Genomic DNA, 14,945 nt, shown 5'->3' on the forward strand with positions numbered 1-14,945 from the left:
ATGCTCATCCCTTGACCGCTCCGGCCGTGAGGCCCTTCTGGATCCGCTGATTGAGGATGAGGTAGACGATCAGGAGCGCGAACACGTTGATGCTGACGGCCGCGAAGAGCGGACCGTACTGCGTCGTGCCGAAGTTCCCGTTGAAGTTGAGGAGACCGAGCTGCAGCGTGCGGATGCTGCCGGAGTTCGCGAAGGTGAGCGCGATGAGCAGGTCATTCCAGAAGAAGAAGAACTGCACGAGCCCGACGGTGAACAGGCCGTTCTTCATCATCGGCAGTCCGATGGAGAAGAACTGCCTGATGACGGATGCTCCGTCGATGGTCGCCGCTTCGAAGATCTCTCTGGGGATGGATTGGAAGTAGGTCGCCATCAGGAACACCGTCAGCGGGAGCCCGGTCGCTGTGTAGGTGATGATCAGCGTCCAGAGGGTGCCGGTGAGGCCGATCTGGAAGTAGGCGCTGAAGAGCGGGAGCAGGATCATCTGGGTCGGCACCATGATGCCGGCGAGGAAGATGAGCAGCACGTTGCTGCGCCCCTTCCACACCATGATCTCCAGCGCGAACGCCGCGGCCGTACCGAGGAGGAGCATCAGGAAGAGCGAGGGCAGGACGGCGACGGCGCTGTTCAGGAACGTCTGGCCGAGGCCGGCCGTCTCCCACGCGACGCTGTAGTTGTCGAAGTTCCATTGCTCCGGCATCGCCCAGGTGGGTTCTTCGAGGAACTCGCGCTGCGTCTTGAAGGAGCCGAGGAGGAGCCAGAGCAGCGGGTAGCCGACGATGACGAGGAGGAAGGCGACGCCGATCCAGACCGGGATCCGGCCGAGCAGCCGGCGGACACGGGCCGGCGAGAAGCTGTTGGTCGTGGTCATGATGCAGCCTTCTGTCGGTTGCGGGCGGCCCCGCGGAAGACGACGAACGTCACGGCGAGGCACACCATCGTCAGGAGCATCGCGATCGTCGAGCCGTAGCCGTACTGGCCGTAGGTGAAGGACTGGTCGAACATCGCGATCGTCAGGGGGCTCGTGGTGCTGCCGGGCCCGCCGTTCGTGAGTGCGAGAACGCTGTCGAACACCTTGAGCGTTCCGTTGATCGAGAAGATCAGCGAGGAGATGAGGACGGGCAGCGAGAGCGGAAGCACGATGTGGCGGATGAGCTTCCACCCGCTGGCTCCGTCGAGTCTGGCGGATTCCATGACGTCTTCGGGGATGTCGATGAGCCCTGAGTAGAGGAGCACGCCGTAGAAGCCCATCGAGCGCCAGATGTCCATGATCGCGATCACGACGAAGGCGCTGCCGCCGTCGCCGAACCAGTCGAGCGGGACGCCACCGAATGAGGTGATGAAGGAGTTCACGACACCTTGCGTGGGGGCGACGGAGAAGAGCTGCTGGAAGAGCAAGGCCACGGCGACGGTCGGCATGACGACCGGGAAGAAGACGAGTGTCCGGATGAGGCCCGAGGCCCGCTTCAGCGCGAAGGCGTAGAGCAGTGCCAGGCCGTACCCGAAGAGCACCTGGCCGATGGTCACGACGACCGCGTACTTCAGGGTGAAGAGGAGGGCGGCGTGGACTTCGGAGTCGCCGAACAGTCGTACGAAGTTGTCGAAGCCCACGAAGGTGAAGCCGACGATCGCGTTCCCCTCGAAGAGGGTGTACCCGAGTGAGACGAGCACCGGCACGAGCATCACGACTGAGTAGACGAGGAGTGCGGGGCCGAGCAGGATGGCGATCGTGCGCTTGTCGCCGAGCACGTTTTTCATGTGTATCTCCGAATCCGGTGGAGGTGCGGGAGCGGACGCTCCCGCACCTCGCGGGGACTTAGCCCAGGTCTGCCTGGACCTGCGCCATGAAGTCCTCAGCGGTGATGCTGCCCGTGACGAGCTGGGCGGCATTGCGCTGGCTCGTGGTCGTCGCCTCAGGGGAGAAGAGCGCCTCGAACCAGAGCACGGTGGTCTCGGTCTCAGCGATCTGGTCCTGGACCAGCTGTGTCAGCGGCGGTACGTCGGCGACCTCTTCGGAGAGCGCGAAGCCGGAGACGCGGTTCTCCTGTGCGAGCGCGGTGCTGCCGTAGTTCTCGACGATGCAGCTGAGCCATGCTTTGGAGTTCTCTCCCGTGGCGTTCGCGTTCATCGTGAGTGGGAGGCCCACGTTCGCCGCCAGCTGGGAGCGGTCGCCTGCGCCGCCTTCGACGCCGGGGAAGGGCATGAACCCGACGTTCTCGACGCCGATCCGGTTCGCCTCTGGGTCGTTGAGGCCACTGAGGAACCAGCTGCCCATGTAGAACATCGCGGCGCTGCCGTTGAGGAACTGGTTCTCGGACGTCGCCATGTCGATCGATCCGACGCCCTGACCGAAGTAGCCGGCCGCGCCGAGGTCGGCGATCGCCTGCGCGGCTTCGACGTACTCGGGGTCGGTGAGCTTGGCCTCGCCGTCGGCGACCTTCTGCATCGCGTCGGGGCCGAGGGTGCGGAACAGGTAGCTCGAGATCAGGCGCGTGATCGGCCACCCCTGCTCTCCACTCGCGGAGAACGGCTGAATGCCGGCAGCGTCGAGCTTCTCCGAGGCCGCGGTGAGCTCGTCCCACGTCTGTGGCTCGGCGATGCCCTGCTCGTCGAAGATCGTCTTGTTGTACCAGATGCCCTCGACGTTGTACTCGAATGGGAGCACGGCGAAGCTGCCGTAGAGGTTCTCGATCGTGGAGACGGCTGCCGGCTCGATCTTGTCGAGCTGTCCGGATTCCGTCAGCAGCGCTTCGAAGTCGGCGATGTTGCCCGACTCCGCGAGTGTCTGCGTCAGGGCAGGTGCGTTGCCTGCTGAGAACAGCACGGGGAGGTCCCCCTGTCCCGCCTTGAGCTGGAGCTGCTGGTCGAGGTTCGTCTGGGGGACGGTCTCGACGCTCAGCGGCTGCGCGCCGGCTTCGGCGGAGCAGGTGTCCCCGGCTAGGGTTTCGAGGACGGCTGGAACCTCGGTGTTCTCCACGTTGATGAAGACGGAGAACTCATCGTCACTGACGGATGCGCCACCTCCACCAGAGCAGGCCGTGAGCGCGAGTACTGAGACTCCCGCGAGCGCGGTCAGGGTCAAGCGCGTTGGCGCGACCCGAGGGGTTCGCTTCATGAATCCTCCTTGATTGGGCGAGTCGACCTCGCGTGCTTGAAGCGCTTCAAAGACAACCACGAACCTGCACGATTCGCAAGCGAACGGATAACTTTCTTGTCGTATAGAGTTCTGATCCATGTCACCGACGACCAATGAGACCAGGGATCGACCGCGGCCAGTGATGACTGACGTCGCGCGTCTCGCCGGGGTGTCATTGGGGACCGTCTCCAACGTGCTCAACACCCCGAACCTCGTCGCGGCAGGAACGCGCGAACGAGTCGAGCGCGCCATCGAGGAGCTTGGCTTCGTCCGGAATCGGACGGCGAGGTCGCTCGCCATGGGGCGGGCTGACACGGTCGGTTTCGTCATCGTCGATCTCGCGAACTCGCTGTTCCTCGACATCGCCCGAGGGGCGGAGGAGGCCTTCGACACGAAGCACAAGCGACTCCTTCTGGCCAACAGTGACGTCGACCTCGCCAAGCAGACAGGGCACATCGAGCTCTTCGAGGAGACACAGGTGGCCGGCATCCTGTTGGCTCCACTCGACGCTCCGCTCGAAGCCGCGCAGCAGGCGCGGGGCAGGGGCATGCCGGTCGTGCAGGTCAACTGGCCGGGAAGCGACGACGCCTGCGGGGTCGTGGCCGACGAAGAGCTTGGCGGCTACCTGGCGGCGAAGCACGTCATCGCGCTCGGGCGTCGCAGGCTCGTCTTCGCGGGTGGTCCGTTCTCGCTCTCCGCGGTCGCGGCACGTCGGAGAGGTGTGCTCCGGGCCTGCGAGGAGAGTCGAGGTGTCGAGATCGAGACCATCGAGACGCCACGCATCACCGTTCGTGGAGGGCATAGCCTCGGCGTGATGCTGGCCGAGCGCCCGCCGCACGAGCGGCCGGATGCGCTCGTCTGCGCGTCCGATGCCCTGGCATTCGGGGCCATGCAACCCCTTCTGGCGGCAGGCGTCTCGGTGCCGGAGGATCTGGCAGTCGTCGGCTTCGACAACAACCGCATGTCGACCGACAGCCCTGTCCGCATCACGAGTGTCGGGCAGCCCGGCCTCGAGATGGGGAGGGTGGGCGCGGAGCTGCTCATGGAGGAGATCGCTCTTGGCGATCGGCACGAGCATCGCACCATTGTCTTGCCGCCCAGTCTGCACGAGCGCGCGAGCACGATCGGAGGCCGCGGCTGAGGGCTGCAGTATCCGTCGACAGGCTCGCGCTGCCTTCGAGGCGACCTCAATCGTCGTGCCTCTCGTGTCAACGGGATCGCCCGGAGGGTCGTCAGCTGGGGCTGTGACGACCGTCCGGGCGATCTTGTTCGGACCGAGAGCGCTTACTCGCTCGTCACGCGTCCGCGGCGCTTCTTGATGAGGAACGCCGCTCCGGTGCCAGCGAGCACAGCCCCGAGGAGGGCGAGGAAGCCGGCGAGGCTGCCGTCGACGCCCGTCGTTGCGAGGTCGCCGTCCTGGCCGCCGGCGTCGGATCCGCCGTTCCCGGACCCGTTCCCGCCGCCGTCACCGCCGCCGTTGCCGGGGCTCGTGGTCGGCGCCGTGGTCCCGGTGCCGTCCGTGGAGGTCGGCTGCGGCGTGGGCTCCGCGGTGCCCGTGGGGTTCGGCTCGGCGATGCTCTCGACAGCGCTGTTCAGCGTGACCGGGCCGACGAGGCCGGCTGGAATGAGGCCGGACCCGCCGTGCACGCTGTTGTACGCCTGGTACTTCACGTTGGCGACCGGGTCGCTGTTGTACAGCTCCTTGAGGCCCTCGCGGCGGTTGCTCTGCACGGGCTGTACGTCGATCTCGATGACATTGGAGCCGTTCACGAGCGCCGGCGCGATGTCGACCTCGTACGGCGCGGCGTACAGCTGCGTCACGAGCTCGTGCTCGGTGCCGGGATTCACGCGCACCGTCGCCGCGTTGCTCACGGTGCCGAGGTTCAGCACCGCGCCGCCCTCGAGGAGGTCGGCCGCATCCGGGATCTCGACCGTGGTTCGGTACGTTCCCGAGTCGGTGACGTACCGCAGCTCGTTGCCGAGGAACCCGTCGGCGCTCCAGTCGCCGAGGACCTCGCCCGTGTACTCGGACGTGCTCGGCTCACCCGGTGCGTTCGTGCCCAGGTTGTCTGCCGTGACCTCGAGCGAGAAGGCACCGAGCTGGTGGCCGACACTGCGCTCGGTCGTGTCGATCGACGAGGGGGTCCCGTCGGAGACGGCGGAATCGGCGATGCCGGTGCCTGCTGGCTCGCAGAGCAGGACAACCGCTCCGCTCGCGTCGAGCGTCGCCGAGACGACGTTGCCGTCGACCTCCGCGTCGAAGATCTCGCCCGTCTCTGGGTCGAGCCACCAGCACGAGTCGAGGCCGTCGGCGACCGTCAGGTTGACACCCGTTGCCGCCTCCGCGGAGGTGTTGCGCACGTACGCGAGCTCGCCTCCGGTCGGCAGCGTGCGGCGCCCGAAGCGGACGTCCGCGTTCTCCTCGTAGGAGATAGGAGCGTCGACCGAGGCCGCGAGCGCCGCGGGGACGGCGGCTGCCTCGACGGCACCGCCCATGGCTGCGGCGATGTCGGACACCTGCGCATCCAGTGCCGCGTACTCGCCGCCTGCGTAGCCGGGCTGCGCGGCGGGAGCTGAATCGACGAAGACGATCGGAGCGCCCGCATCCTTGAACTTCTGCAGCGCCTGCATCGTCTCGAGGGGCACGGTGCCGCTCTCGACGAGCATGGCGTCGAAGGATGCGTTGCCGCCGTTCGCGACGAGCTGCGAGCCGTCCCAGCTCAGGCCCGTCTGGATGGTGTCGTCGTTGATGGCATCCCACGCCCACCCGTTTGCCTGGGCCGTGGTGACGGATGCGAGCGGCGTGGAGCCGCCGCCGAAGCCGCCGCCGCTCGCCAGCGCCCCGAAGAGGGGCATGTAGATCGCCACGTCGCTGCTGTTCGTGCCCGACTGCATGACGTAGTTGGCGCGCGACGCGTAGTCGTTCATCGACGCGTAGTAGTCGGCGATGCCGGCCGTGTCGGCCATCTCGACGCCGATCGTGGGCCAGGCGCGCCAGCCCTCCTCGGCGAAGAGGTTGTCGTCGGATGTGAAGGCGGGGTCGTCGTTGCCGCTGTAGGTGGCACTGAGCCCGTGGTAGAAGAAGTTGTTCACACCGCTCGTCGCCATGAGGTCGTAGCCCTGCTTCATGAACTCCGGCGTGATCTGGAACGGCACCGAGCCCAGCGTGAAGACCTCCGAGGTGACGAGGTTCTTGCCGTAGAGGTGCGCTCCGGATGCGACGCGCTTCAGCTGGTATTCGTCGAGGCCCTCGGTCTCGGGGATGTCGACGTACTGCGACGACTTCAGGGTGTCGATGGGCGGGTTGTACGCCTGCTGGCGGTAGTCGATGCCGTACTCGCCGAGGGTGCTCGAGAACGCCTCGAGGCCCTGGAGGAACGAGTCGTTGAGGAGCACGCCGTAGTCGTGCACGATGCGCTGCGATTCCTCTTCGCTGAGGTTGCTGGCGAGCAGCGGCACTCCGCTGCCGCCGCCGAAGCGGCTGACCTCCGGAGTCTGCAGCCCAAGCGCGGCATACTCCGGCTTGACCGTCGGGGTTCCGTCGATGAGGAACGAGTCCTGGTAGACGGAGTAGAGGGAGGGGAGGTAGGGCGTGATGTCGTAGCCGAGCAGTTCCTGCGACTCCGCCGCGGCCTGGATGAGGTCGTTGTAGTGGCGGTCGGTGTAGAACTCGTAGCTGTCGTTGAAGGCCGCGCGGATGTCGCGCGACTCGACGATGTCGTTCAGCGCGGCTTCGCCGAGCCAGCCGTTGACGAGCTTCGTGATCGCGACCGGGTTGAGGTGGTCGACGACGTAGTTGCGCTTGTCGGTCGTCGTGTTCTCGATGATCGAGTTGAAGCCGTACGCGCCCGTCGTTGCACTGTAGAGCGCGACGATCTCGTAGTCGCCCGCCGCGAGGGTCGAGGTGTCGACACCGAAGGTCGTCTGCCCGTCGCTCGGGTAGGAGAGCTGCGCGGCATCGAGGTCGAGCACCGACTGCTGCTCGTAGGTCTTGACCGAGCTGAAGTCGGAGGTGAGGGTCTGGTTGGCCGTCGTCAGGTCGGCGCCCTGTCCGGTGATCGGCGCGAGCATGACCGAGTTCAGGTGCGCGTTCTCCGGTTTCCACTCGCCGAAGTCGAAGCCGAACTTCTCCGAGGCGAAGAACGGGCTGACCTCCGCCTTGGGGATGCCGAGCGAGAGCTTGCCCGTGCCGGTCGGGACCGAGACGTCGCCGGACACGAGGGTGAGCGCGCCAGCCGCATCCACCCGAACGGTGGCCCGGCCCAGCGCCATCGTGTTCTGGCTGTCCTCGAGGTCGATGGAGTCGTCGCTCGCGAGGTAACCGCTGCCGATGTTGAGGTCGACGGTGATGCCGAGCTCGTTGGCGCGGGCGATGACCGCGTCGAGCTTCGCGAAGTACTCCGGCGACTCGTAGCCGAGCACGGCCTCCGTGTCGTAGCCCGGGGCGGCGTCGTAGATCGAGCCGCCGTTGCCGCCGTTGCCCGCGATGCCCTCCTCGGTCAGGAACCCCTTCGAGAAGGCCACGATCTCGACGGCGCCGAAGCCGTTCTCGTGCAGGTAGTCGACCTGCGCGAGCAGGTCCTCCTGACTGGCCGCGTTGCCGGGCCACCACCAGCGCACGCCTGGTCGGAAGTCGACGCCTGGCTCTGCGAACTCGGTGGGGTCGATGGCGCTGGTCGTGGTGGTGTGCTCGTCGCCGACGGCTGGGCCGGCGACGGCGAGCGTGCAGGCGACGGTGAGGGCTGCGCCGAGCGCAACGGCTCGTCGCCCTCGTCTTCGTGGATCGTTCATCTTGTGACCTCTCTGGCATCTTTGCCAACGACGGGGTGTGAACTGTCGCGCCAGCTCGTGGGGTCCGAGGGCGCGGGTGGGACCGAATTCGGGGAGTTGAATCGATTCAGTCGCGAACCTAACACGTGTTAGACAATCCCGGCAAGGGAGAATGGTCGCCATGTCCCCAGGAGCAGCCGCCGATCCCGTCCCGCGGTTCTCGCAGAGGGACGTCACCCCGCATCCGCGGCGCGACCAGATTCTGGATGCGGCCACGCGGGTCTTCACGGTCAAGGGTTTCAACGCGGCGTCGATCCGCGAGATCGCCGTCGAGGCTGGCATGTCCCACACAGGAGTGCTCCACCACTTCCCCGACAAGGCGGTGCTGCTCGAGACGCTCCTCGAGCGCCGTGGCCAGCGCGCCGCCGCGGAGGTCGGCCTCGATTTCTCCACCGGGCTCTCGTACCTGCGCGGACTCCTGGCGCTCGCGGAACGCGACGTTGCGAAGCCGGACGGGGTCCTGATGTTCAGCATCGTGTCCGCGGAGGCGTTGGCCCCGACGCATCCAGCGCACGCCTCGATCGCGCGGTGGTACGAGTTCCTGCGGTCGACGGCGTTCGACGCGCTCACGGATCTGCAGGAGAAGGGGCTCTACGCTCGCGCTGACGTTCCCGTCGAGCTCGCGGCCGTCCAGATCGCCGGCCTCAGGGCCGGGCTGACGCAGCAGTGGCTCCTGGCGCCCGAAGTGGATGCGGTCGCCGCGTTCCGCGTGCAGCTGCAGTCGTACGTGAGCGAGCCGCTGTAAGGCAGGAACCGCGCCAAGAATCGTCGGGCTCGTGCAACGAAAGCGGCCCCTGCATCCACACGATCGTAGAAGCAGGGGCCGCATTCTGAGCCGAACTACTCGCTCGTCACGCGTCCGCGGCGCTTCCTGATGAGGAACGCGGCTCCGGTGCCGGCGAGCACGACCCCGAGGAGCGCGAGGAGGCCCGCGAGGCTGCCGTCGACGCCCGTCGTGGCGAGGTCGCCGTCCTGGCCACCAGCATCCGAGTCGCCGTTGCTCGAACCGTTGCCACCGTTGCCACCGTTGCCCGGTGCCGAGGTCGGCGCCGTGGTCCCGGTGCCGTCAGTCGACGTCGGCTGCGGCTCGCCGGTCGGCTGCGGGGTGGCCGTCGCCGTCGGTGCCTCGAACGCGACCGTGTCGCGGTACGGCGTCAACGTGACCGGGCCCATGAGGCCGGTCCGCTGCTGCTCCGCGGTCTGGTAGTTCGAGTCGCCGGTCGCCTTGACTGCATTGAACATCGTCGTGGCAACCCGAACCTCGATGCGGTTCTCGCCCGGCTCCAGGTGGTGGCCGAGGTCGATGCGTGCTCGGTCGGCCTGGTTCACGACGACCTGCACGCCGTTCACCCAGACCTGGGCCGTATCGAGGACGTCACCGAGGCTGAGGTAGGCTCCATCCGATTCCGTCCAGGCCTCCGGAAGCGTGACCGTCGTCGAGTACGTGCCGAGCCCGGATGCGTTGCTCAGGTCGACCTCGCCGGTCACCTCTCGCCACGACGGCAGCTTCCCGTCGGCGTCGGCCGTGATGTCGATGGCTGTCTGGTCGACCTTCTCGGTCTTGGATGCGGTCATTCCCGTCGCATCGGGCGCCGGGCCCCACGTCTGGGCGGCGAGCGACCAGGTGCTCAGGCCCTGCGGAGCCGCCAGGCCGGTCACGTCGGTCGTCGTCGACGAGCCGTCGCTGAACTCCGTCCCGAACGTGCCGTCGCCGGTCGCGCGCACCGAAATGCTGCCGTCGGCTGCCGGTGCCAGCACATCAGCATCGCTGGACACCGCGTGCACGGCGGATCCGTCGTCGTCGACGAGGGCGAAGATCGCCGTGTCGTGAGCGGCGACGTCGACGGAGACCGTGACGCTGTCACCATCCTGCGTGAACTCGCCGATCGGAGTCACTTCTCCAGACCAGGGGTCGAGCTGGTAGGGGCGGCCGGTGCCCGCGAGGGTCAGCGACTGCTGGACAGCCTCACCGGACCGGTTGTACACGAAGTCGTACGTGACGCCTTCTGCCGCGCGACGGACGAAGCCGAGTGCTGAGCCCTGGTCGCTCGGGGACACGGCGGGCGCGATCGAGTCGCCGCTGAGGGCAGAGGGCAGCTCCGCCTCGGTGCCGAGCTGCGTGACACTCGGCTGCGCGAGGAGCTCTGCGACGACCGTCGCCAGCTCGTCAGCTCCCGGTTCAGCGCCCGTCAGCTCGCTCGGCGCCTGGCCGACGACATACACGCGGAGTCCCTGCTTCGCGAGGTCACGCAGCGAGCGTGCCCCGGCGAGGGAGATCGTGCGCTGCTCGTTGAGGACAACCGCCTTGTAGCCGGAACGGTCGCCGAACAGGCCGGCGTCCGCATCCGGTGCCAGTCCCTCTTCCGCGAGGAACTGGGGCGCGAAGTAGTCGTAGGTGTACCCGGCGGATGAGGTCGCGGAGTCGGTGCCGAGCATGTGCTGCTCTGCCTGCTGTCCGCTCACCGACGAGCCCTTGAGGCCCAGGTCCTCGTAGTAGACACCGAGGTCGAGCTTCGCCTGGCCTTCGCGCAGCACGTACTGCGTGCGGGCGAGGGCGTCGTTGACCCCCGTCATGTCCTCCCAGTTGGCCTGGCGGGGTCCGAAGACGTCGTTCACGTTGAGCGCGCCGAAGATGTCCCACGGCTGGTAGCCGGGCCAGGTGCCGCCATCGCGGCCCGCTGTGCCCACACCTGCAGGTGCATCCGGGTAGGCGAAGCCGTGCCAGACCAGCTGATTCACACCACCCGCGTAGCTCTTGTAGACGCTGTCGAGGAGACCCTGCGAGTACTTGCCGCCGAGCACCGAGCCCTCGCCGCTGTCGGAGAACTGACCACCGATGTTCGGGCCGGCCATGCCGGAGCGGTAGCCGCCGAAGAACACGGCGCAGCACTCGACCGAGACGGTGTCCTTGCCGGCGAGGTGGGCGCCGCCGCTGACGACGCGGTAGTTCTGCTCGGCGCCGAGCGGGTTCGGGCTGCCGAAGTTCAGCGACTCGCCCTCGGGGATGCCTGATGCGGAGGACGCGTGCGACGTGGAGGTGGGCAGGCCGTACGCCTGGACTCGGAAGTCGAGGCCATGCGTCTGGGCCCAGGACTGCATGGGGGTCACGTACTCGTCGACGAACAGGTCGCTGACGGTCTCGCGGTAGTCCTCGCGGGCCTTCTCGCCGACCTCTCCGATCTCGAATGCTGCCTCATGCGAGCCCTGGATGCCGATACCTGCGAGTGCGGGCAGCACCTCCGTGGCGTCGTAGCCGCGGCGCTCCTCGAACTGGTCGAGGAAGCTCCAGGTCCACTTCTGTGACTCGCCGAGCTCGAGGGAGTCCTCGAAGATGGCGCCGCCTCCGACCTTGTCGAGGTTCGCCTTCACGGCGTCGGTGAGGATGTTCTCGTCCCAGAAGTCGGCCTGGATGTCGACGCCGCCCCTGCCGAGGTGATCCACCACGTAGTTGGGCTGTGTCGCCGTGTAGCCTCCGCGCTGTCCGACCAGACCGGATGCGGTCTGCTGGAAGTCGATGATCACCCAGCGTGCGCCGTCGGCTGGGAACGTGTAGTCGAGCTGGCCATCGACGACCTTGTCGGTCACGTCGACGATCGATCCCGGCACGAGTGCGGCGGGCCCTTCGCTGCCGGGGGCGCATTCGGCTTCGCACTGTGCGATCACGGTGCGGAGGCGCGTGGTCTCTGCGACGTTCACGAGGGGCGCGTCGACAGCGTGATCGCCGGAGATCGGCGTCACGGTGAGCATTCCGGTTGCGCCGAGGCGGTCGCCGACGGCAGTGACGGTGACGGTCTCGGACGTGCCCTCTGCCCCGAGCGTCACGACGTCGCCGATCGCGAAGCCGCCGAGGCTCGCGACGGTCAGGGCCGTCTGGCCTGCGGTCGCTCCCTCGGCGAGCTTCGTCGCGACCGAGGGCGGTGCTGTCAGGGGCGCGGGGAGGGCGCCGGTGACGGTCTCGCCTGCTGCGTGAGCTGACCAGCCGAAGATGAGCTGCTGCTCCGCCTCCGGCTGGTTGAAGCTGTTCAGCGTCGGCACGGTCGGCGGGTAGTGCGGCCCGAGGTTCTGGTCGACGATGAGGCCCAGCTCGGCGGCCTTCTCGGTGATGACCTCCATCTTGTGTGCCCACGCGGGGGTGCCCCAGCCGTACTCGGCCAGGAACGCGTTGCTCTGGTTGCCTTCGCCGGCGACGATGAAGGGAGCGACCTCGACACCGCCGGCGCCGGAGGCGGCGATCTGGTCGAGCTGCTCGCGCAGCACGCTGTCCTCCGTGTAGGCCAATGGCATCCACCACCGGAACATCGGGCGAACGGCTGAGGGCGGGTCAGCGAAGGCGGCGGTGTCGATGACGGGGACCGCGGCCGTGGGAGGCGTCGGGTCGGCCGTTGCGGGAGTGGCGAGCAGTGGGCTGAGGAGGACGGACAGGCTCGCTGCCGTGGCGATGGCGACGGTGCGCCGCCTTCGACCTCGTCTTGGTTGGGTCACGGAGTGTTCCTCTCCCTGCGCTCGGCAGGATTCGAGTGGTTCGATCGGAAGGTGAAACGATTCACAACTAGGCCGGAAGAACCCCGCTCCCTCGACTGCTCGAGGAAGCGGGGGTGACGGACTCAGGCTTGGATGACGGCTCCGCCGTCGGCGTTGAAGTTCTGGCCGGTGATCCAGCGGCTGTCGTCGCTGGCGAGGAAGATCAGGACCGGGGCGATGTCCGTCGCTGGGTCGCCGAACCTGCCAAGCGGGTTCACCGACATCTGCTGCTTCACGAACTCCGAGTACTCGGGCGCGAGGCCGTGCAGGATCGTGTCAGTGAGTGCAACCGGCGCGAGCGTGTTCACGCGGATGCCACTCGCCCCGAGCTCTCGGGCAGCCACCATGGAGAGGCCTCGGATCGCCGCCTTGTCGGGAACGTAGGACGCGTAGCCCTCCATCCCGGTCTCGTACACGCCGGAGACCAGATTGATGATGGAAGCTGTCCCCTCCGTCCTGGACATGTGCGGATGGCAGAGCTGCATGAGGCGCCACACGGCGACCACGCCGACCTCGAACGCGGTGCGAAGCGACGACACGTCCTGCTCCAGGAACGGCGTGAGCTCAGCTTCGAAGTTGGCGTTGTTGACCAGCACGTCGATGCGGCCGAAGCGCTCGACGGTTCGCGCGACATAGCGCTCGAGGTGCTCCACGTCGGTCACGTCGCAGACCACGCCGAGAACCTCTGCCCCTTCGGCTTCGCAGAGCGCCACGGTCTCGCGCAGTGCGGTCTCGCTCCGTGCTGAGATCGAGAGCTTCGCTCCGGCCTTCGCCAGCTCGATCGCGTTCTGCTTGCCGAGCCCCTTGCTGACGCCCGTCATCATGACGACCCTGCCGTGCAGGCGCCCCTGGTGCTGCGCCGACATCAGATCGTCTCCCCGGCGTCGGCGAGGAGCGTGCTGCCGGTCATGATCATCGACAGATCACTGGCGGCGAACAGCACGACGCGCGCGATGTCATCCGGAGTGCCGGTGCGGTCGATCAAGCTGTGGTTCATGACGTCGAGCTCCGGCAGTTCCACGCCGGCGGCCTTCGCGGCTTCCATGCCGGCGGCGGCAGCGGCGATATTGCCCTCGGTCGGCACGTAGCTCGGGGCGACCCCGAGGACGCGGATCCCCATGGGAGCGAGATCGAGCGCGAGCGACTTCGTGAGTCCGCGTGCCGCGTGCTTCGAACTTGCGTAGGCGGCCATGCCGGGGAATCCGACCGTGAACCCCGCTGTCGAGATGACGTTGACGATCACGCCGCCGGAGGTGTTCCCGCTCATGTGCTTCGCCGCCTCGCGGGAGCCGAGGAAGGTGCCTCGGGCGTTCACCGCGAAGACCTGGTCCCACATCTCGACCGGCATGTCGAGGACGGGGGCGTTCGGGAAGATGCCCGCGTTGTTGACCCAGATATCGATTCCTCCGAGCTCAGCGGCGGCGCGGGCGGCTGCGGCGGAGATGGAGTCGGGGACGCTCACGTCTGCGGCGGCGCCCATGGCGCGGGTGCCGTGCTTGGCGGCGATCTCGTCAGCTGCGGCTGTCGCACGGGTCGCGTCGAGATCGACGATGAGCAGATCTGCACCGGCTTCGGCGAGTCGTTCGCAGATGGCCCGCCCCAGGCCCTGGGCGCCTCCGGTCACGACGGCGCGCCGTCCTCTGAGTGAGACGAGGTCCGAGATCGGGGCGTTCGAGACGTCGGGGAGCGGATGCGGCATGAGACCTCCACGTTGAGTTCAGGCGAGTATTGGCAGAGTATGTCAATACTCCGGACCCGGCAAGGAGCAACAATGTGGACATGAGTGAGACACGTCGGCCCGGGCGACCCGCGTCTGCAGATCCGCGCCAGCTCCGCGTGCAGATGCTGGAGATCATCCTCCGCGAGGGGTATGAGCACGTCACCATGGCGCAGCTCGCCGCCGAGGCGGGCATCAGCCTGCGCACCCTGCATCGGTACTTTCCGGCCAAGGGTGACATCGTCTGGTTGGGTGCCGAGGGTGGGCACGAAGCGCTCAGGCGCGAGCTCGACGCGGTCGACCAGGGGCTGGCGCCCCTCCAGGCGCTCGCCGTCGCTGTCGGTAGGGTCTTCGACCTCGAGGTCGAGGAGGAGCCGACCGCACGCCTCCGGCTCCGCGCCATCGCCGCGATGCCTCCAGGGCAGTCTTCGCGCCCGGATGCCTATCTCGGCTGGCGGCAAGAGGTCGCCGTGTTCCTGGCGCGCAGGGGCGGACTGCATCCGGACGGCCTTGTTGCGCGTGCCGCGAGTGCGGCCGTGCAGGCTGCCATGGCCGAGGCGCTCTCCTGGTGGGCGACCGAGGCGGGCGCAGATGAGGCCGCCCACACTGCCGTCGCGCGAGCTTTCCAGGGGTTGGAGGGGCTGTTGGGGTCAGCTTCCGAGGAGCGCGGCACGCCCTCCGGTAACAACTCTGCATCCTTGGCTTGACGTTTTCTGCGAGCGTCGCGTAGTGTCGCATCCAGTC

General features: G+C 67.5%; 10 protein-coding genes. 3 read left to right on the forward strand and 7 right to left on the reverse strand.

The window, feature by feature from the left end; translation table 11 throughout:
* Positions 1-4: 4 nt before the first annotated feature.
* From C5B99_RS17905 to C5B99_RS17915, 3 genes are read right to left on the reverse strand one after another with little or no spacing between them, the layout of a single operon-like run.
* Positions 5-868, reverse strand: a complete 864-nt coding sequence (locus C5B99_RS17905) for a carbohydrate ABC transporter permease (RefSeq protein ID WP_104244603.1) — start codon at positions 866-868, stop codon at positions 5-7.
* Positions 865-1,755, reverse strand: coding sequence for a carbohydrate ABC transporter permease (locus tag C5B99_RS17910; RefSeq protein ID WP_104244605.1), 891 nt, complete (start codon positions 1,753-1,755; stop codon positions 865-867). The genes C5B99_RS17905 and C5B99_RS17910 overlap by 4 nt, the downstream gene beginning before the upstream one ends.
* Before the next feature lie 58 nt (positions 1,756-1,813).
* Positions 1,814-3,112 carry an ABC transporter substrate-binding protein gene (locus tag C5B99_RS17915; protein WP_104244607.1) on the reverse strand — a complete coding sequence of 433 codons (1,299 nt, stop codon included), beginning with the start codon at positions 3,110-3,112 and terminating at the stop codon, positions 1,814-1,816.
* A 163-nt stretch (positions 3,113-3,275) separates the two neighbouring features.
* Here C5B99_RS17915 and C5B99_RS17920 point away from each other — a divergent pair, with 163 nt between their 5' ends.
* Positions 3,276-4,274: a LacI family DNA-binding transcriptional regulator gene (locus tag C5B99_RS17920; RefSeq protein WP_258063552.1), complete on the forward strand. Its 999-nt coding sequence runs from the start codon at positions 3,276-3,278 to the stop codon at positions 4,272-4,274.
* Positions 4,275-4,417: 143 nt separating this feature from the next.
* Here C5B99_RS17920 and C5B99_RS17925 read toward each other — a convergent pair whose 3' ends face one another.
* The gene (locus tag C5B99_RS17925) at positions 4,418-7,924 is read right to left on the reverse strand and encodes a glycosyl hydrolase (RefSeq protein WP_104244611.1); all 3,507 of its coding nucleotides are present in this window, start codon (positions 7,922-7,924) and stop codon (positions 4,418-4,420) included.
* A gap of 160 nt (positions 7,925-8,084) precedes the next feature.
* Between C5B99_RS17925 and C5B99_RS17930 the strand changes: the two genes are divergently transcribed.
* Positions 8,085-8,708, forward strand: a complete 624-nt coding sequence (locus C5B99_RS17930; protein WP_181065055.1) for a TetR/AcrR family transcriptional regulator — start codon at positions 8,085-8,087, stop codon at positions 8,706-8,708.
* Positions 8,709-8,803: 95 nt separating this feature from the next.
* Here C5B99_RS17930 and C5B99_RS17935 read toward each other — a convergent pair whose 3' ends face one another.
* The 3 genes from C5B99_RS17935 to C5B99_RS17945 form a co-directional block, all read right to left on the reverse strand.
* Positions 8,804-12,445 (reverse strand): glycosyl hydrolase, encoded by a 3,642-nt coding sequence (locus C5B99_RS17935; RefSeq protein WP_104244615.1) that lies wholly within the window; start codon positions 12,443-12,445, stop codon positions 8,804-8,806.
* A gap of 122 nt (positions 12,446-12,567) precedes the next feature.
* Positions 12,568-13,350, reverse strand: a complete 783-nt coding sequence (locus C5B99_RS17940) for an SDR family NAD(P)-dependent oxidoreductase (protein WP_104244617.1) — start codon at positions 13,348-13,350, stop codon at positions 12,568-12,570.
* Positions 13,350-14,183 carry an SDR family NAD(P)-dependent oxidoreductase gene (locus C5B99_RS17945; protein WP_104244619.1) on the reverse strand — a complete coding sequence of 278 codons (834 nt, stop codon included), beginning with the start codon at positions 14,181-14,183 and terminating at the stop codon, positions 13,350-13,352. The genes C5B99_RS17940 and C5B99_RS17945 overlap by 1 nt, the downstream gene beginning before the upstream one ends.
* An 80-nt stretch (positions 14,184-14,263) precedes the next feature.
* Between C5B99_RS17945 and C5B99_RS17950 the strand changes: the two genes are divergently transcribed.
* Positions 14,264-14,908: a TetR/AcrR family transcriptional regulator gene (locus C5B99_RS17950; protein WP_146080635.1), complete on the forward strand. Its 645-nt coding sequence runs from the start codon at positions 14,264-14,266 to the stop codon at positions 14,906-14,908.
* The last annotated feature ends 37 nt before the right edge of the window (positions 14,909-14,945 follow it).

Origin of the sequence: Pseudoclavibacter sp. Z016 (assembly GCF_002931215.1) — a bacterium.
GTDB lineage: Bacteria > Actinomycetota > Actinomycetes > Actinomycetales > Microbacteriaceae > Pseudoclavibacter.